Consider the following 18672-nt stretch of genomic DNA (forward strand, 5'->3'; position numbering starts at 1 on the left):
CTGGCTGGCCCGACGGCCACTGGTTCGGTCTGGCAACGCTGTGGACGCGCGCCTGAAGTGAGTCATTGTAGAATCTGCCTTGTCTTATGTCTCGCTCTGGCTCAAGTTTCGCATGGGATTGCCGATATATTAGTCAGTAAGGTCCCGGTCATGGACTGCCGGATCGCTACCGGATGACATTTACGAGGTTTACGTCATGGACATCTATCGCAACGCTTACCCAAAGCTGGGGGCGGTGGATCGCCCCCGGGTTGATACCGGGCGACGACCGGCCGCCGCCGATGGCAGCCCCGCCCCCGAGGGACAACGGATTGCCGATCGACGGCTGCAACCAGACCGCAGACGGCGCCAGGAAAGCTTTGATGGGCCCGACCGACGCCGGCGCAACAGCCGCCGTCGCCCCAATCTGCTGGACCCGAAAACACGGCAGGCCGCCGCTCTGGAAGATCGCCGTGGGCGGCTGGTGGACGCCCAGGCCTGAGCTGACAAGGCAAGGCTATGGAATGAGAGCAGCATCACATTCTATAGTCTGGTTGTTTTTAACCCAGCAATGCTGGGACTAGACTTCGTTCCCCGACCGGTGGTTTCGACCGTACCGGGACAAAACCAATAAAAACACGGTTACCGAGACATGATGTCCGACTCTGGAGACCGCAGGATCAAGCAGCGTTTCGCCGCCCCCTGCCTGAAAGTCCAGCTTCATGAACGGAAGCTGTTTGGCGCTCGCTCGGCGGTGGACACCACCTGCCTGGACCTGAACCGCTATGGCCTGGCCCTGTTGTCGCCCCGCCCCATCGCGGCCGGAACCCGGCTGTTGCTGGATTTCGAAGGCCGTTACATTTCCGAGTCCCGAGTGGCAGCCCGGGTCATCAGTTGCCGTCCCTACCAGGCGGGCTACCGGCTCAGCATCCAGTTCAGTTACTGCCGCGACCAGAAAGACTACTCCCGCGGTGTCGATAACGCCGTCTCCCGCATCGAAGGGATCTACAACCGCTACGCCAGCTGACATTCGTTACTTGGTACGTTGCTGCGTCCGTTAGTGACTGCGTCGCCAGGTAAACCATTACGGTGCAGATGGCAGGAATTCGGCAAACAGCTTGTCCAGCTCGCCCTCATAGCGGTCCAACGTATACTCCACGTCCGTGGCCAGCACATCCAGCAGCACCATGCTGTTGGCGCTGGCATCGTCCGTGGCGATCTCCCGCAAGCGGGCGCTGATGCCCCGGTTTACCTTACGGATATCCCGATACAGGTCCCGCAACCCCTGCAATTGCCAATCAGCATCCAGGCCGTGCTGGGCCCGCACGAACTGGCCGGTGAGGTAGCTGCCAATCACCCGCATCACCGTTTCATCGGAGGAACTGAACGGCAGGTGCACCCGCCCCAGCGGTCGCAGCAGCGCCAGCCGCGGACACCCGGAAAACACACTGACCACGCCAAACAGGGAGCCGATCGCCCGCTGCATGGAGGTAACCTTGACCACATCCCGCTCCGGCGTCACCACCCGGACCCGCACCGGCTGATAGGACGACGAGTCCGCCACGTTCCGCAACACCGGCTGCAACGCCCGGGCCAGGGGGCAAAAGGTATAGTCCCGGGTCGACAACGGGCAGTGCTCGCACTGATGGCACGCCAGCCGGGTCCACGCCGGACCGTCGCCCCGGTCATCAATGCGGCCATCGGCGCTGCCATCAACACAATGCTGCCAGGATGGCTGATCCTGGGGGTCTACTTCGTAGCGGATATCCATAGTCGTTGGTCCTGAAATGCACACCATCCGTCGATTCCCAGTCGGCCATGGCAGGTCGCTCCATGGTCTACACTTGCCAGTGTAGCCGCTTCAGGATGAGGGTGTGTGACGATGGCAACCAAGGACAGCCCCACCAGGAATTCCCGGGATCAGGACGAGAACGTTCAGCCAGCAGGAATCAGGCATCATGGATGATCAAGACAATCAGGCACTCACCGCCCTACTGATCAGTCACGACGACGAACCGGCACTGGATGCCCTGCTGGCGCGACGCCCTCCTGTGCGCCGACAGCTGGTTGAACTGCTGGTCTTCAACGGCGCGTCGGTGCCTTTGATCGACACCCAGGGGCTGGCCACACTGGCCCTCGGACCACAGCCCGAGCTGGGCTGGCTGGCCCATCAGCTACGGCAGAAAAACGCCAACGCTCCAGAGCTGGTCCCCACCAGTCTGTCGGACGACACCCGGACCCTGCTGGATCAGCTGCCGGACGCGATACTGGTCTCCGATACACGAGGCCGGGTGCAATACGCCAACGCCGCGGCGTACACCCTGCTGGGCGCGGACCTGTCCGCACTCACCAACGTGCACACCCTGCAGGACGCCGCCTCGGAATCCAGCGTGGAATTCAACATCGAGGGCGCGTCCGGCGATCCGCGCACCCTGGAACTGCGCTCGATTACCACCCAGTGGCGCGACCGTCCCCACCGCCTGGCCGTGGTTCGCGATGTCTCCCGCCGGGCCCAGTCCGAAGCCCGCCTGCACCTGCTCCAGCGCAGCATCGAAGCCTCCTCCAACGGCATCATCATCACCGGTGGCGCCGAGGACGACTACCCGATCCTGTACATCAACCCCGCCTTCTCCCGCATGACCGGCTACAGCCAGGACGACGTGCTGGGAAAGAACTGCCGCATCCTGCAGGGGCCGGACACCGAGGAGGAGAGGCGCCGGAAAATCCGTGAGGCGCTGGAGGCGCAACGGGAAGTCAGCGTGGTCATGCGCAACTACCGCCATGACGGCGAGCCATTCTGGAACGACCTCTACATTGCCCCGGTGCCGGATGAACAGGGCGAGGTCGCCCATTTCGTAGGCATTCTCAACGACATTTCCGTTCAGCGGGCGGCGCAATCGGAGATGGCCTTCAACGCCAGCCATGACGTACTCACCGGCCTGCCCAACCGCTCCCTGCTGGAGGACCGGCTGGAACAGGCCCTGCGACTGGTGGTCCGCCACCGCCTGTCGCTGGCGGTCCTGGTGATCAACCTGGACGGCTTCAAGCCTGTTAACGACTCCCTCGGCCATCGCACCGGTGACCAGTTACTGGTTGCCGTTGCTGAGCGCCTGGGCCAGAGCCTGCGTCCCGGTGATACCGTGGCCCGCCTCGGCAATGACGAGTTCGCGGTGCTGCTGCCTGATCTTGCGGTGCCGGAAGACAGCGTCGGTATTGTTGAGAAGCTGCTGGCGCGGCTGTCTGAGCCCTACCCCATCGATCAGCACCAGCTCTACATTACCGCCAGTATCGGCATTGCCCTGTCAGATGAGCAGGTGGGCGACGCCATGACCCTGGTGCAGCATGCCAACCTGGCCATGGGCCAGGCCAAGCGAGCGGGCCGAAATACCTATCGCTGGTACACCTCCCGCCTGATCCGCGACGCCAATCACCGGGTAGCCCTGCGCAACAGCCTCGAGCAGGCCATCATCCTGAACAAACTGCAGTTGCACTATCAGCCTCAGGTGAATTGCCAGGACTGGCGTTTTTCCGGTTCCGAAGCCCTGGTTCGATGGGTTGAACCAGAACGGGGCATTATTCTGCCAGGCGAGTTCATTCCGCTGGCGGAGGAAACCGGGCAGATCATCCGACTGGGCGCGTGGGTCCTGGAACAGGCCTGTCGCGATAACCGCTCACTGATTGATGCGGGCTTTACCCATCACCGCATGGCGGTGAACATCTCGCCCCTGCAACTCCGCCAGCCCAACTTTGCCGACACCGTACGACAGGCCCTGGATCGCACCGGCCATCCGCCAGAGCTGCTGGACCTGGAGATCACCGAATCGGTGCTGAAAGCCGATGCAGAGCAGATCGTCGCCACCCTGGAGGCGATTCGGGACCTGGGCGTAGGCATCGTCATCGACGATTTTGGGAGCGGCTACTCCAGCCTGAGCTACATCAAGCACTTGCCCGCCACCAAGCTCAAGATCGATCGGCAGTTCATCCGTGACATCATCAGCAACCGGAAAGATGCCTCCATCACCCAGGGCATCATCGCCATGGTCGAAAAGCTGGGGCTGACGCTGGTGGTGGTGGGCGTCGAGACCGAGGCCCACGCCCAGTTCCTTAAACGCAATCACTGTGACGTACTCCAGGGCCAGCTTTTCGCTCACCCGGTACCGTTTGATGAACTGAAACCCTTGCTGACAAAAGGCCCACCGAAACTGGAGCAGGACCCGGAGTCCACCACGCCGACTCTGCTGATCATCGACGATGAACCCAACATCCTGCGCACACTCACCCGGCTTTTACGGCGGGACGGTTACCGGATTCTGTCCACCACCGACCCGCAGGAGGCCTTCAGCCTGCTGGCGGAAAACCGGGTACAGGTGATTCTGTCGGATCAGCGCATGCCCAGCCTGTCTGGGACCGAGTTCCTGAGCCAGGTCAAGGACATCTACCCGGAAACCATCCGTATGGTGCTGTCCGGTTACACCGATCTGGACACCATCACCCGGGCCATCAACGAGGGCGCCATCTACAAGTTTCTGACCAAACCCTGGCAGGACGATGAGCTGCGCCAGACCATCCGCCAGGCATTCCAGCGCTATGACCGCCAGCCCCGAAATGGCCGACCTGACGGGGCATCCGACACCAACACAGGCCTTCAGTCCTGATGACCAGCCACAACCCAGGAAACGTACATGGACTCGCAAGTTCTCGCCGAAACCAACCAGAACAGCAAGACCAAGCCGTTCCGGCTGCTGTTTGTCGATGACGAGAAAGCCATTCTGTCTTCCCTCAAGCGACTGATGCGGCGACAGGATTACGACTGCTACTTCGCGGAAGATGCCCAGGAAGGACTCGCCATTCTGGAGCAGGAACACATCGACCTGATTGTCTCGGACATGCGCATGCCGGGCATGGACGGCGCGGCCTTTCTGACCGAAGTCAAACAGCGCTGGCCATTCAGCGTGCGCTTTCTGATGACCGGTTTTGCCGACATGCAAGCCACCATTAACGCCCTCAACCATGGCGGCATCCATCGTTACATCAGCAAGCCCTGGGACGAGGACGGCTTGCTGGAAGCAATCCAGGAAGGTCTTCGCATCATCCGCCTGGAACGGGAGAAAAAGCGGCTGCTGGATACCACCCGACGACAGAACCGGGAGCTCAAACAGTTCAACGAGGAGCTGGAGCAGCGGGTTCAGGAGCGGACCCGGGAAATCGAACACAAATCGGCCCTGGTCAAGAAGGCCTTCCAGCAGCTGGAAAACAGCTACGACGCCTTCGTACGGGTTTTCTCCACCGTGATCAATAGCCGCCCCCAGTTGCAGAAAGGGCAATCCCGCCAGGTTGCGGATGTTGCCCGGGCGCTGGCCCGCCAACAGGGACTCGATCGCGCTCAGGTTGCCTACATCTACTACGCCGGACTGCTGCACGAGATCGGCAAACTCAACCTGCCCGACGACCTGCTGTCCCGGGCCGAGGTCCACCTCACTCACCGCGACCGCCCCATCTATCGCCAGTACCCGGAGATGGGGGAAATGTACCTGACCGCCATTACCGCCCTGGCGCCCACCAGCCGGCTGATTCGACACCACATGGAAGCCTGGAACGGCAGCGGCTTTCCAGACGGGCTCCGGGGTGAGGCGATTGACATCGGCGCCCGCATTCTCCGGGTCGCCTGTGACTTCGTCGGCCTGCAGAGCGGCCTGATGGCCGAAGAGCCCCTCACCAAAGAGCAGGCGCTGGCTCACATCGAGCGCCACGCCGGCCAGCGGTACGACCCGGAGATCGCCTCCCAGCTACAGTCCATCAGCGACTCCCTGGTGATGGCCATGCCCGGCGCGAACGAGGCGGTATGCACTGCCATTGAGCTGCAGCCCGGCATGACTCTGACCCGGGACCTGGTCAACCGCAGCGGCATTCTGTTGCTGTCCTCCGGTACCACCGTCAACAAGCACATCATCAACAAGTTGTTGCAGATTGAGAGTCTGGAGAGCCACAAGGTAACGGTCTACGTCTCCAAGCAAACTTCTTAGGGAGTATAGCGATGACAACCATCTTACTGGTTGATGATGAACCGATGATCATCAAGTCCCTGACCCGCCTGCTGACCAGGCAATCCTGGCAGGTGCTGGGCTTTACCGATCCCCGCAAGGCCCTGGACGAGGTGGCCAACCGCGCGGTCGACCTGGTGATCTGTGACTACCGGATGCCGGGCATGGATGGCATCGAGTTTCTGGACCACTTCCGCAGGCAGCATCCGGACACCCCGCGGATCATTCTCAGTGGTCATGCCGATATGCAGGGCGTGCTGAAAGCGGTGAACCAGTCCGAGGTCTACCGCTTCGTACTGAAACCCTGGGACGACGAGGAACTGCTACACACCCTGAAAACCGCGTTACGGTTCAACGAACTGATCCGGGAGAACGCCAGACTGGCGGAACTGGTGCGAGCGCAGCGCAACAAGCTGAAACGACAACAGACCGAACTGCACCGACTGGAGCGGGATAGCCCCGGCATCACCCGGATCCAACTGGACGACGAGGGCATGATTGACCTGAGCGATGAAGCCGGCGACATCAACTGAAGAAACGGTGTCAGGATCAATGACCGGCCAGGCGGATACCCATTGCTTCCAGCCTGGCACTGCGCTGTCCCTGCATCAGTTTCAGCAGTTCCAGGCGCCCCACCTCAGGGTTGAGCCCTCGATGCTGTAACGTCTCCAGCATGGTGGCAAACAGCGCTCGGCGTTTAGCGGCAACCGGGGAAGTCCCACGCCGGTCGTTAAAAAACTCCATCAAGGTGGACCCGCAAACGCAGTTTCGAAAGAGCTCCACGACCGGCAGATCGTCATCATCCAATGAGACCTTCAGACCGCTGCTGCCATTGAGAGCCCTGGATTCAGCAATAAACGCCTCCGCCGAACCATACTGACGGCCGCAATTCATACACTGCTTGGGGAATGCCATATCAGATAGCGCCTGAAGACCGGCATAGAGTGATTTCTCATCGCTGTTCATCGACACCGCCCCCGCCCATCGTCACATCGCCAACAATTCGCTGGACACCACCGGCCCGGCTCAGATAATCGTAGCGCTGAAAGGCTTGTTCGAGCGTTGCAATCACCTGATCGCTGTACCAGGGTTTGGCAATAAACCGGAAGGCCTCTGCCTGGTTGATCGTATTCTCCAGGGTGCCACGATCAACATGGCCGGTCATAAGAATGCGAATGCTGTTCGGGTAAAGCCGTTTAACGTTACTCAGAAACTGGATTCCGTCTTCACGGGGCATACGGTAATCGGAAACCACGACACCAATATCCTGCTGGGCCAGAACCTCATAAGCCTCTGTGGGGCCCTCCACGGCAATCACATGGATGTCGTGGTTGCGCACCATACGCCTGAAACTGTTCGCCACCTGCGGCTCATCCTCCACCAGCAACACGGTCCGGAGCTGGAACGGCCGGGCCAGCAGCTCCGGGCTGACGCAGACTTGGCGCTGCAACAGATCCTCAATGTCCGGGGCCGCCAGCGCCGGCCGGAACTGGTGCCCCTGGAACATGTCACAGCCACCTTCGGCGAGCAGCCGAACCTGGCCCTCGGTTTCCACCCCCTCCGCCACCGCTCTCAGCCCCAGGCTGTGGGCCAGGCGAATAACCGACAACACGATCGAATTGTCCTGGGGATTGCTGATCATGCCCTCAACGAAAGTACGATCAATCTTGAGCTTGTCCACCGGAAACCGTCGGACGTAACTGAGGTTTGAAAACCCGGTGCCAAAATCGTCAATCGCGAGAGAGACGCCGATCTCTTTCAGCCGATGCATCATCGCCAGGGAAACCTCCGGATCGCTCATCGACATCGACTCGGTCAGCTCCAGTTCGAGGTAGCGGGCATCCAGCTCCGACTCCACCAGGGCCCCTTTAAGCAACTGATCCAGCGTTGGGTCGGCAAATTGCGCCGCCGCAAGGTTGATCGCCACGGGAACAAAGGGGACGCCCCGATTCAACCAACGCCGCAACTGGATGCAGGCACTTCGCAACACCCATTCCCCCAACGCCAGAATCAGCCTGCTCTCTTCCGCCAGTGGTACGAAATGCCCCGGCAATACCAAGCCATCGTTCGGGCTCTGCCACCGCACCAGAGCCTCCAGGCTGCAAATACGACCGTTCCGGAGATCAATCTGGGGCTGGTAATAGAGAACGAACTCATCCCTTTTGAACGCCTCGCGGAGCTGACGTTCCAGGCTGACGCGGCGATTCAGGGTTTCCTGCATGGAGGCTTCAAAGAACCGGTAGGCATTCCGTCCCCGGTCCTTCGCCTGGAACATTGCCAAATCCGCATGCTTCAGCAGAGTCTCTGCGGTCTCGCCATCTCTGGGATACCGGCTGATCCCGATGCTGCAGGTCACCGAATGCATCAACCCGGCAAGCAATACCGGCTCCACCAGCTTACTGGACAGCCGCTCAATAAGGGTTTCAATGTCGGCTACGGCGCTGGTGTTTTCGGCCAGAACAACAAACTCATCGCCCCCAAGACGCCCGAGGGTGTCGCTCTTCCGGGCACAGTTGCGCAGGCGCTCGGCCACACTCTGTAGCAACTCGTCGCCGGCGCCGTGCCCCAGGGTGTCATTAATGATCTTGAACTTGTCCAGATCAATGAAAAGTACCGCCAGTTGGGACTGGTTGCGACGTGCACGTTCAATCGCATGGGTCAGGCGATCCATGAACAGCGTTCGGTTTGGCAACTCCGTGAGCATGTCATGAGTTGCCCGGTACTCCAGCTCCTCCCGCTGCAGACGTTGTTCACTCAATTGCTCCTGCAACTGCTGATTGCGAGCGTTGAGCAACTGCTGCATGGCCCTCAGGCTCAACTGGGTATTAACGCGGGCCAGCACCTCTCCGACCTGGAAAGGTTTGGTGATATAGTCAACACCGCCCGCTTCGAATGCGGTGACCTTGTCGGAGACATCAGTCAACGCAGTCATAAAAATAACGGGAATATCCTGGGTACTGGCCGTTGCTTTCAGTCGCCGGCAAATCTCAAAGCCGCTGCTTTCCGGCATGACGACATCCAGCAAGATCAGGTCTGGCTGGACAAACCCGGCCCGTTCAATGGCTTCCTCTGCCTCCCGGGCCACCACCACACGGTAGCCCGCACGCTTAAACTGCTTACAGACAACCAACAGGTCGGCTGGGTTATCATCTACCAGCAGGATTGTGGCCGTTCCCTGCGGAAGCTCCTCCTCATCAGACACAGTTCCTCTCCTCCAGTCCCTGGCAGATGCGCTCACGAATGGGGGGCATTCATCTCCAGAACTATAGTTGCCCCTTCAGGTGATGTCAGTGTCAGTCTCTGTAACTTTTCATCACTAAGCTGTTGACGAATCCAACAATCTAAAACAGCCCCGCGTCGAGCCCCGCCGCAAGGTAGAGCCCCAGCTCCCGACACTGATCCTCGAACGCCGGATCGTAGTCGCCACGGCAGATCAGCGGGTCCTGCACCAGGCGCCAGCGCAGGCCGGTGGTGATGGACTCGATGGCCCGACGGGTGCCGGTGCCATCATGGCCGGCGCGAATATAGAAGGCAAAGGGCAGGCCCTGGGTCTGTTCCAGGCAGGCGTAGTAGCTGCGGTCAAAGAAGTCTTTCAGCGCGCCACTCATGTAACCGAGGTTTTCGGTGGTGCCTAGCAGAATGGCATCGCAGGCCAGCACGTCGTCCGGGCCAGCCTCCAGCGGGGGTTTGACCGTAACCTCCACGGCCTCGAGATCGGGGTGACGGGCGCCGTCGGCCGCCGCATCGCGCAGGGCCTGGGTGTTGGGGGATGGGGCATGGGCAACAATCAACAAACGCTTGCGCTCGGACATGAGCGACTCCTGCTGGTTGAATGTGGCGCGAAACGACGTACGGGCCGATGCCCTTGCCGGCATTGGCCCGTACGTCGTATCCGCTAAATCGGCGTCAGATCAACACGGCCTGATTTACAGCAGCTCGCCGTTGGTCTCGCTAGGTGCTTCGGCGGCAGCCTCTTTCTCTTTCGGGACCGGCTTGGGCATCAGCTTGTCACGAACCTTGGCTTCGATCTCGTGGGCCATCTCCAGGTTCTCTTCCAGGAACTTGCAGGCATTGGCCTTGCCCTGGCCAATCTTGTCGCCATTGTAGGCGTACCAGGCCCCGGACTTGTCAACAAAGCCTTCCTTCACCCCCATATCCAGCACTTCGGCCATGTGGTAAATGCCCTTGCCGTACATGATCTGGAACTCAGCCTGACGGAACGGCGGTGACACCTTGTTCTTGACCACCTTGACCCGGGTTTCGTTGCCGACCACTTCGTCGCCATCTTTCACCGAGCCGATACGACGAATGTCGAGACGGACCGACGAGTAGAACTTGAGCGCGTTACCGCCGGTGGTGGTTTCCGGCGAACCGAACATGACGCCAATCTTCATCCGGATCTGGTTGATGAACACCATCAGACAGTTGGCGTTCTTGACGCTGCCGGTGAGTTTACGCAGGGCCTGGGACATCAGACGGGCCTGCAGACCAACGTGGGAATCCCCCATCTCACCCTCGATCTCCGCTTTCGGTGTCAGCGCCGCGACTGAGTCGACAATGATCACATCCACCGCGTTGGAGCGTACCAGCATGTCGGCGATTTCCAGCGCCTGCTCACCGGTATCAGGCTGGGACACCAGCAGCTCGTCAACGTTGACGCCCAGTTTTTCGGCGTAGACCGGATCAAGGGCGTGCTCGGCATCCACAAACGCACAGGTCTTGCCCTGCTTCTGGGCCTCGGCAATCACCTGCAGGGTCAGCGTGGTCTTACCGGAGCTTTCCGGACCGTAGATTTCCACAATCCGGCCATAAGGCAGGCCGCCAATGCCCAGCGCCACGTCCAGCCCCAGGGAACCGGTGGACACCGCCGGGATCGCTTCCCGCGGCTGGTCGCCCATTTTCATTACAGCGCCCTTGCCGAACTGGCGCTCAATCTGACTCAGCGCCGCACCCAGTGCTTTCTTGCGGTTGTCTTCCATTGTTGCCATGCCCTCTTTGAACTGGTGACCAAACGATAACAGCGGCAGGCGCCCTGAGTGCTCTCTACGTCGAGCTAGATCGAGCATCGATCCGGACCGAACATCGACCCAGCGCCAAACCTGTATATTTGCACAGTATTAAAACACACCCCGGAATCCAGACCAACCCCCGCTACTTTCCGATGCAAGCTGTCTTTCCCGAGGTGTTTGATCAAGGAGCCTCTGATTAACGCCGAATCGCCTCTGCGCGATCTGAGGGCTGTAGCTGCAAGGCGCGGCTCGCGGCCAATGGCCGTCGTCCTTGGCAAGGGTCGCAACGCCGCAGATGCAGCCCTCAGAGCGCGCCCTTCGGGGCCTTCAGAGCGATCCACACTCGGCGTTGCGACTTTTTGAAAGGCAACCAGCCTGTCTGCAAAGCCGCGTCTTGAGTGTGAACCGCTCTGAAGGCCAGAGGTGATCCGGCGTTAATCAGAGGCTCCTTAACCTTGCAAAAATTCAGTCACTGACTGCAATACATACAACACCGACTGGCGACGAACCGCCTCGCGGTCGCCATCAAACCGGCATCGGGCGGTTCGGATATCATCCCGGGTCCCCCAGGCAAACCAGACCGTGCCGACCGGCTTCTGCACCGAGCCACCACCCGGGCCGGCCACCCCGCTGGTGGCCACCGCCAGATCAGTTCCGGTGACCTTCAGGGCGCCGGCCACCATTTCCCGAACGACCGGCTCGCTGACGGCACCGTGCGCCGCCAGACTGTCCGAGGTCACCCCCAGCAGACGCTGTTTGGCATCATTGCTGTAGGTGACCAGACCACTGTGGAGGTACACCGAGGACCCGGGGCGGTCCGTCAGCACCTTGGCAACCCAGCCGCCGGTGCAGCTCTCCGCAGTGGCGATTGTGAGTCCCTGATGTTCCAGCACACCGGCGAGGGTTTCCCCGGCCAGCCAGAGCTGTTGGTCGGTTGCGGTCATAGCCACCTCCTGAGTACCTGGATGGCCACATCATGCGTTATCCGACCAGCGCTGCCAACCGGGCCTGAAACGCCCGGGTCTGCTGGCAACGCACCAAAGCGGTCAGCTCCTCTGCCATGGCGGAATCGAACGTCGCCCGCGCCGATCGCCGCAGCAGCGCCTTGGTGGCCAGCAGCGCTTCCCGAGGGGAGGCCGCCAGTTGCTGCGCCGATGCCATCGCCGTCGCATAAGCGTCGCCCTTGTCGACCACATCGTTGAGCAGACCAGCGGCCAGTGCTTCCCTGGCATCAAAGGCGCGTCCGTGCAACAGCCACTCGCTGGCTTTCGGCAGACCAACCAGAGCCGGCAGCAATGCCGTCGCCGCGAATTCGGGACACAAACCGAGCTGTACAAAAGGCATCTGGAAGCTTGCCCCCTCACCGGCATAGAGCAGGTCACAATGCAGCAACAGGGTGCAGCCGATGCCCACCGCAGCGCCTTCGACCGCCGCAACCACCGGCTTGGGAAACGCCGCCAGGGCGTACATAAAGCGATAGGCCGGGTGCTGGTCATCCCTGATCGGATGGCGAACAAAATCATCCAGGTCGTTACCGGCGCAGAACCCCTGGCCCACGCCGGTCAGTACCAGCACCGCCACGTCGTCATCGTCCGCGGCCTGGTGCAGGTACGCCGTCAGCGCCCGGTAACTGGCCACATCCAGGGCATTCCGGCGATCCGGGCGGTTCAGCCGCAGCACCCCCACACCCTCGGCCCGATGGTATTCAATGGCGGTCATGGCTGCTGGCTCCCGGCATACTGATCGCGAAGGGCGCGCTTGAGCAGTTTGCCGGAGGTGTTCTTGGGCAGTTCGGTCACAAAGTGGACCGACTTGGGCACCTTGAACGGCGCCAGATGACCGCGGGCATGCTCGATCAGGGCGTCGGCGTCCGATTCCACACCGGGCCGGAGCACCACAATGGCGGCAATGGCCTCAATCCACTTGGCGTCCGGCACGCCGATCACCGCCACCTCATCGACATCCGGATGGGTGTAGAGCACTTCCTCCACGTCCCGGCTCGCCACCAGCACCCCGCCGGTATTGACGATGTCCTTGATCCGGTCAACGATCCAGATAAAGCCCTGTTCATCCCGGTAACCCAGGTCGCCGGAATGGAACCAGCCGCCGGCAAAGGCCTCCGCGGTCTCTTCCGGCTTGTCCCAGTACCCCACCATCAGCTGCGGCGAGCGATGGACCAGTTCCCCCTGCTCGCCCGGTCCGCAGTCCTCTCCGGTGGCCGGATTGACGATACGGGTCATCACATGGATTACCGGACGGCCACAGGACGCCGGACGCTCGCGGTGTTCCTCCGGCCGCAATACCGTCGCCAGGGGCGCAATCTCGCTTTGGCCGTAACAGTTGTACAGCCCGGACGCCGGCAACCGTTCCGCCAGCTCCCGCACAATCGGCTCCGGCATGATTGAGGCGCCATAGTACAGCTTCTGCAGATGCTGCAACTCCGCCTCCACAAACTGCTCGTGCCGCAGCAGTGAGATCCACACCGTGGGCGGGGCAAAGAAGCTGTTCAGCCGCTCATCCTTGAGCAAGCGCAGGATGATCTCCGGCGTTGGCGTGTCCAGTACACGGCTGAACGCTCCCACCAATAGCGAGGGCATGGCAAAGACGTGCATCTGCGCCGAGTGGTATAGCGGCAGCGCCGCCAGGCTGCGATCCCCGGCCTCGATGTCCAGGTGGTGAAGGCAACTGGTGTACTCCGCCATCAGCGAGCGATGGGTATGCATCGCGCCCTTGGGGTCGGAGGTGGTGCCGGAGGTGTACAGGATCTGCACCACATCGGTGTCGCTCAGGTCCACTGCCGGCGCCTCGTCATCACCCTCGTCATCACCCTCGTCATCAACCCCGGCGCCGGCCACCGCCAGCACATCCAGATCGGCGGCGTCGCCATGGAGGCTTCCCAGCACGCGCAGCGACTGGCGATCACAGGCCGCCTCCAACTGCGCTTCCAGCACACCATCGAAGAACACCGCGGCAGCACCGGACTGCTGCAGTACATAGGTCAGCTCACGCCGGGTCAGCGAAAAGTTCACTGGCACATGAATCAGCCCGGCCCGGGTGCAAGCCAGCCACAGGATCAGATAGGCGTCTGAGTTCTTGCCATAGGCCGCGACGCGGTCACCTTTCACCAGGCCGGCGGCCAGCAGCCGGTTGGCGACACGGTTAACGGCCCGGTTGAGGGCCAGATAGCTCCAGCTGCGGGACTGGAATGCCAGCGCCGGCCGGTCCGGACAGGTCTGGACGATCCGTTCCAGGGCATCGCCAATGGTGTTGCGGGTGGCGCCCTGGATCAGGGCTTCAGTGGACGTGGGCTGGTTCATTGCTTGCCTCAATTTGTTGTTGTTGTCATCGGAAGCGCCAGCCAGAGAGCTGGCGTCAGGAACGCAATAGACTCATTAAAGAGGGAGTTGAACAGGGTTTGAATGACAGCGGCGGTCGTTTTTATTGATCAAATCGGCCAGCCAGACCACACTGGCGACAGATAACGCCGGATCTGGCCAGGCACAGAACCAGGACCACCAACCATGACATCACTGCCATACAGCCCCCAATCCAGCAGGGCTCACATTGCCAACCACTACCTTCGCGCCAGTATCAGTGGCGCCCTGGCACAGGGTGTTTCGGCCGCTGAGCTGCTGACGCAGGCCCATATTCCGGAAGACTGGCTTGATCAACCCGGCCACCCGGTCACCGAGCGCCAGCTGAGCGATCTGATCAAGGCGGTGTGGCGCTCCACCGGGGATGAGTTCATGGGGCTGGCGTCAAACCGCTGCAAACGGGGAGCCTTCTCGCTGATGGCAGAACTGGCCCAGAGCGCCAGCACCCTCGGCGGCATGCTGCACCAGTCGGCGCGGTTCTATTCCGCCATCGGCGATGACCTGGACATCGGCCAGGACGATCCCGGGACCGGCTCGCAGCTGTTCTACCGGCTGCACCTGCGCCATCGCGGCGAAGATCGCCACCACTTCCTGCAGGAGTTCATCCTGCTGATGTGGCAACGTTTCGCCAGCTGGCTGGTGGGCCAGCAGATTCCCATCGCCGGCACTCGGCTCGCCTACCCGGCGCCACCCCACGCCGCGGAATACCACAGCATGTATCCCGGCGAACTGAGGTTTGATCAGCCCCGCTGCGGCTTCGTACTGCACCGGCGCTGTCTGCAACTGCCAATCGTGCGCACCAGTGCCGAGTTGCAGGCGTTCCTGGTCGATTGCCCGGCGGTGATCCTGCACCGGCCGCACCGGGACAATCGCCTCCACACCCGGCTCCAGGCCCTGCTTCAGCGTTACGATTTCGAGCACCTGCCCAGTCTGGAGAGCCTCAGCGACCAGCTACTGATGGCACCACGCACCCTGCGTCGACGGCTACGGGAAGAAGGCACGTCCCTGCGGCAGATCAAGGAAGCTCTGCGACGGGACTTCGCCCAGAAGCTGCTGGCCAACGAGCATCTCAGCGTGCAGGACATCGCGCTGCAGACCGGCTTCACCGAAGCCGCGGCGTTCTGTCGCGCCTTCAAGCGCTGGACCGGCCAGTCCCCGGCCCGCTGGCGACAGGGCGTTCGAACCGTCGAGAACGGTTGACGGGTAAAACGGTGAAACCCCCTGCTCGTTTCATCCCGGCCGCAATTTTCTTACAATCCGCGGAGCCTTGACCGTCGCATCCCATCGCCTCGGTTCAGGAGCAGGCACCACAACATACATTGCGTCCGGATACCTCCATGTCAGCAGCCCAGAAAGACCTTCCCAAGCACACCCCGATGATGTTCTGACGTTGTATGTCCATACAGCTCAATGCCTTCTATGGCGCAGGGTTTGGGGCTTTCTTTATTTGTGAATGATTCTCAACGGGTGTATTTGAGGGGTTATCAGGGGGCGCGTTTGCCCCAAATTTGCCCCAAGACCGCCGGGCAAGTTCGCGCACCGGAAGACCAGGCGGAACATCCTAATAGTTCCATGTGCGATATATCCTACAAAGATCGCCAGCAATCTCTCATAGTGAGAACAACTCGCATCTGTAGAATGCACCCCGAGCTACGAATACAGGACGTACCGGCTCACCGGCTGACAGCAGGGATGTCTGGCCAAGCGCGACACCTGCAGAGTGGTGTGACTACCAGGGAGAGGTCTGGGCCAATCTTAGTCTGAGCGGTCGGTGTAGTTGAAGTGCCGCCATCCCCCTACCCTGACCAGGGCAAAGAACGTTACCGCCATTACCCAGCACACCAGCCGCAGAATGCCGCGCTGCCGTAGCGTGTCTCGCCGCATGGCCTGGAAGAACTTCCAATCGCACTCGAACCGGCGGATCTCGTCGCCGCCCTGTTGGTAGCCCTGGTCGTGCTTGTTGCAGCTCGCCTCAAAGAACCAGTTGAACAGCAGGTGCTGCAGTTTGCGGGTGAGCCAGAGCCGGCTCATCCAGGCTGGGCCGCAGCCGTTGGGGTGCTCCATTTCAGATCTCCTGGGTTAATCCATTCAAGGCCGGCGCTGGGCCTTCGATTCGGTCGCCGCGAATGAAGACGTGGTCGTCGATTGCAGCGGTACCCCTTACCCGCCGGTGGTCACCGGTGACCAGTTCCACCGTCACGCCGTCACTGTGTACCGCGATCACCCGGCCTTTGTCCCGGGGTTCGTTGGGGAGGATGCTGGCGAAGCGTCGGTACAGGTTACTCATGGGTTTCTACTCCGATGGTTTGCCACAGTTCCGGGAAGGCATGGCGCACGCTGAGGGAGCGCACCAGGCCACGGTGGGTCTGGCCCTGCTCGTGGTACTCGATGAACTGGCCCGGGCGGATCAGCCCGGTCTCTGGCAGTACCGGTAGCCGTAGGCTGATGCGGGCCTGTTTGCCGGTGTCACCGAGGACGGCCGCGCCGCGCTGCCGTGTCATGGCCGGGTCGGTGGCCAGGGTGTCCACCACGGTGGGTGCGGGGTGGTTGCCACCGCTGCCGGCCCGGACGATCTGGTCCGCCCTGCCCTGGTCCGCACCGTGAATCCACACGGCGTTGTAGTCTGGCCGTTCCAGCCATTCGATGCCTTCCACTTCCACCACGTCTTCCGGCAGTTGGATGTCCGGGGTTGTGGTGGCCCAGTGCCACGGCAGTGTCGGGTACCGGGGCAGGATGCGCAGCACCTGGTTGGTGTCGTGGGCCTGCACGTAGGCGCCGCCGGCTTCGGCGATGCGGGTGGCGGCGCTGATCCAGGTGCCGCTGTGGGACCACAGGCCGGCCGGGACCAGCCAGTCTTCGATCTGCCAGTCCAGGGTCCAGCCCAGGGGCACGCCGTTGGTGGTCAGGGCGTCGTTCAGGCATTGCTGGGCGGTGCGTTCGCTGGGGTTGTTGAAGGCCATCACCGGTGCCACGGGCTCCGCCAGTACGTCGGCCCGGCCTCGCCCACTGACCCGTAACCAGGCCTCGCCAAAGCGGCGGTCACGCTGGATGGTGGCCACGGTGAGGCGCAGGGGTTCGCCGTTGAGGGTCGCCAGGATCTCGGTGCGGTTGGTGTTGCCAGGGGCGATGAGGGGCAGCACGTTGCCCGGGAGGCGGGCCGACCAGGACCAGGTCCAGCTGTCGACGTCGATGGACGCACTGAACTCCGCCGCCGGCAGGGGCGTGCCGTCCAGCAGCGCGAGTGTGACGGTGTTGAGCACGTAGTATTCCTCCCTGACGGGGATGATGAGGGTGTCGTCGCCCGGCTCCACCGGACACGGCGGCTGGGGCGGGTAGTCCGCGCCCAGAATGACCGGGCAGCGCAGTGGGCGTGGGGTGTAGTCACCGGTGCACGGGATAACCACCCGCAGCCCGGGCGGCTGGTAGACCGGCCACCAGTAGCCGGGCGCGGGGTCGTCAGCTTGCTGCCAACGCAGGCGGATGCGGGCACCGGTGGGCCAGGCGGTGCGGGTATCAATGCCCAGCGCCCGCCGGAGGAACTGGCCCTGCTGTTCCGCCAGTCGCCAGCCACGCCGGACTTTGATCGTGTCTGCCCAGCCCGACCGGGCATGGCCATTGGCCGGTACCGCCTGCTGGTGCCTGGCAGCCACCCGCTCCCGGCTCCGCAGGGCGTCGGTGTGGCTCCAGCAGGCCACTGCGTTGAGGGCCAGGCCGTGCTGGTGTGGCGCGGTGAGTGGCCGGCGCAGGTGGCGTGTCTCCGCGTATCGGCCCGTGAGCCGACCTGCCCGGGCCAGGGCCTGCTGGTGCAGCCAGCGGCTTGGTACCCGGATGGCGTTGGCCTGCTGTTGCTGGAGCCGTTGCGCCAGGGAGAGCCGGGGCATGTTGGTGTGATGCGGTGCGCGGGTGCGGGCACCGTCGGTGTCTGGCAGGTCCAAGTCTTGAGCCAGGCTTGCCGTCAGATCGGGTGCCGGTACTGATGGTGCCGGGAGGCTGGCTACCAGAGACCCGACCCACCCCACTTCGCCCTGGATAGTAGGCACCAAGGTGGGCTGAGGCGTGGCCAGGGTGGTTGCCAGTTGGCCATCGAGGGTCTGCTGGCCGGAGGCGGCCAGGGTGATGGCTGGTGACGGGGTCGGCAGGTTGGCCTGCAGGTGGCCGCCTGGGGTTTGGGGGGTGCCCAGGACGACGGGGAGGGTTAGGTCTGGTGGGGTGTAGTCGGGGCTTAAGGTGACCGGGTTGGTTAGGGGGGGTGGGGTGTAGCTCACTAGA

17 protein-coding genes are annotated in these 18672 nt (G+C 62.1%); 6 read left to right on the forward strand and 11 right to left on the reverse strand.

Going from position 1 to position 18672, the window contains the following annotated elements; translation table 11 throughout:
• The first annotated feature begins 196 nt into the window (after positions 1 to 196).
• Positions 197 to 481 carry a hypothetical protein gene (locus J2887_RS14720; protein WP_227171852.1) on the forward strand — a complete coding sequence of 95 codons (285 nt, stop codon included), beginning with the start codon at positions 197 to 199 and terminating at the stop codon, positions 479 to 481.
• 150 nt (positions 482 to 631) lie between these two features.
• On the forward strand, positions 632 to 1006 hold the full coding sequence (locus J2887_RS14725; protein WP_227171853.1) for a PilZ domain-containing protein: 375 nt from the start codon (positions 632 to 634) through the stop codon (positions 1004 to 1006).
• A 57-nt stretch (positions 1007 to 1063) separates the two neighbouring features.
• Here J2887_RS14725 and J2887_RS14730 read toward each other — a convergent pair whose 3' ends face one another.
• Positions 1064 to 1750 (reverse strand): DUF6901 family protein, encoded by a 687-nt coding sequence (locus tag J2887_RS14730; RefSeq protein WP_227171854.1) that lies wholly within the window; start codon positions 1748 to 1750, stop codon positions 1064 to 1066.
• A gap of 187 nt (positions 1751 to 1937) precedes the next feature.
• On the opposite strand from J2887_RS14730, the gene J2887_RS14735 reads away from it, so the two are divergent.
• The 3 genes from J2887_RS14735 to J2887_RS14745 are packed head-to-tail and all read left to right on the forward strand — an operon-like array spanning position 1938 to position 6553.
• Positions 1938 to 4634: an EAL domain-containing protein gene (locus J2887_RS14735; protein WP_227171855.1), complete on the forward strand. Its 2697-nt coding sequence runs from the start codon at positions 1938 to 1940 to the stop codon at positions 4632 to 4634.
• Between the two features lie 27 nt (positions 4635 to 4661).
• Positions 4662 to 6002 (forward strand): HD domain-containing phosphohydrolase, encoded by a 1341-nt coding sequence (locus J2887_RS14740; RefSeq protein ID WP_227171856.1) that lies wholly within the window; start codon positions 4662 to 4664, stop codon positions 6000 to 6002.
• Positions 6003 to 6013: 11 nt separating this feature from the next.
• Positions 6014 to 6553 (forward strand): response regulator, encoded by a 540-nt coding sequence (locus tag J2887_RS14745; RefSeq protein WP_227171857.1) that lies wholly within the window; start codon positions 6014 to 6016, stop codon positions 6551 to 6553.
• 16 nt (positions 6554 to 6569) lie between these two features.
• On the opposite strand, the gene J2887_RS14750 is transcribed toward J2887_RS14745, so the two are convergent.
• From J2887_RS14750 to J2887_RS14780, 7 genes are all read right to left on the reverse strand, one after another.
• Entirely contained in the window at positions 6570 to 6986 is a 417-nt protein-coding gene (locus tag J2887_RS14750; RefSeq protein WP_227171858.1) for a hypothetical protein, read from the reverse strand.
• Positions 6973 to 9222: an EAL domain-containing protein gene (locus J2887_RS14755; protein WP_227171859.1), complete on the reverse strand. Its 2250-nt coding sequence runs from the start codon at positions 9220 to 9222 to the stop codon at positions 6973 to 6975. Before J2887_RS14755 ends, J2887_RS14750 begins: the two co-directional genes overlap by 14 nt.
• A gap of 139 nt (positions 9223 to 9361) precedes the next feature.
• Positions 9362 to 9832 carry a flavodoxin family protein gene (locus J2887_RS14760; RefSeq protein WP_227171860.1) on the reverse strand — a complete coding sequence of 157 codons (471 nt, stop codon included), beginning with the start codon at positions 9830 to 9832 and terminating at the stop codon, positions 9362 to 9364.
• 114 nt (positions 9833 to 9946) lie between these two features.
• Complete coding sequence (recA, locus tag J2887_RS14765) at positions 9947 to 10999, reverse strand: recombinase RecA (RefSeq protein WP_227176142.1); 1053 nt, start codon at positions 10997 to 10999, stop codon at positions 9947 to 9949.
• A gap of 479 nt (positions 11000 to 11478) precedes the next feature.
• Positions 11479 to 11973: a CinA family protein gene (locus J2887_RS14770; protein WP_227171861.1), complete on the reverse strand. Its 495-nt coding sequence runs from the start codon at positions 11971 to 11973 to the stop codon at positions 11479 to 11481.
• A 37-nt stretch (positions 11974 to 12010) separates the two neighbouring features.
• On the reverse strand, positions 12011 to 12748 hold the full coding sequence (locus tag J2887_RS14775) for an enoyl-CoA hydratase-related protein (protein WP_227171862.1): 738 nt from the start codon (positions 12746 to 12748) through the stop codon (positions 12011 to 12013).
• Positions 12745 to 14346, reverse strand: coding sequence for a fatty acyl-CoA synthetase (locus tag J2887_RS14780; protein WP_227171863.1), 1602 nt, complete (start codon positions 14344 to 14346; stop codon positions 12745 to 12747). The genes J2887_RS14775 and J2887_RS14780 overlap by 4 nt, the downstream gene beginning before the upstream one ends.
• Positions 14347 to 14550: 204 nt before the next feature.
• On the opposite strand from J2887_RS14780, the gene J2887_RS14785 reads away from it, so the two are divergent.
• Positions 14551 to 15603 carry an AraC family transcriptional regulator gene (locus tag J2887_RS14785; protein ID WP_227171864.1) on the forward strand — a complete coding sequence of 351 codons (1053 nt, stop codon included), beginning with the start codon at positions 14551 to 14553 and terminating at the stop codon, positions 15601 to 15603.
• A 555-nt stretch (positions 15604 to 16158) separates the two neighbouring features.
• Here J2887_RS14785 and J2887_RS14790 read toward each other — a convergent pair.
• The 3 genes from J2887_RS14790 to J2887_RS14800 are packed head-to-tail and all read right to left on the reverse strand — an operon-like array spanning position 16159 to position 18668.
• Entirely contained in the window at positions 16159 to 16467 is a 309-nt protein-coding gene (locus J2887_RS14790; RefSeq protein WP_227171865.1) for a hypothetical protein, read from the reverse strand.
• A 1-nt stretch (position 16468) separates the two neighbouring features.
• Complete coding sequence (locus J2887_RS14795; RefSeq protein ID WP_227171866.1) at positions 16469 to 16690, reverse strand: hypothetical protein; 222 nt, start codon at positions 16688 to 16690, stop codon at positions 16469 to 16471.
• Positions 16683 to 18668 carry a hypothetical protein gene (locus tag J2887_RS14800; RefSeq protein WP_227171867.1) on the reverse strand — a complete coding sequence of 662 codons (1986 nt, stop codon included), beginning with the start codon at positions 18666 to 18668 and terminating at the stop codon, positions 16683 to 16685. The genes J2887_RS14795 and J2887_RS14800 overlap by 8 nt, the downstream gene beginning before the upstream one ends.
• Between the last annotated feature and the right edge of the window lie 4 nt (positions 18669 to 18672).

The sequence above is a fragment of the Marinobacter sp. CA1 genome, from assembly GCF_020546665.1.
Taxonomy (GTDB): Bacteria; Pseudomonadota; Gammaproteobacteria; order Pseudomonadales; family Oleiphilaceae; genus Marinobacter; species Marinobacter xestospongiae.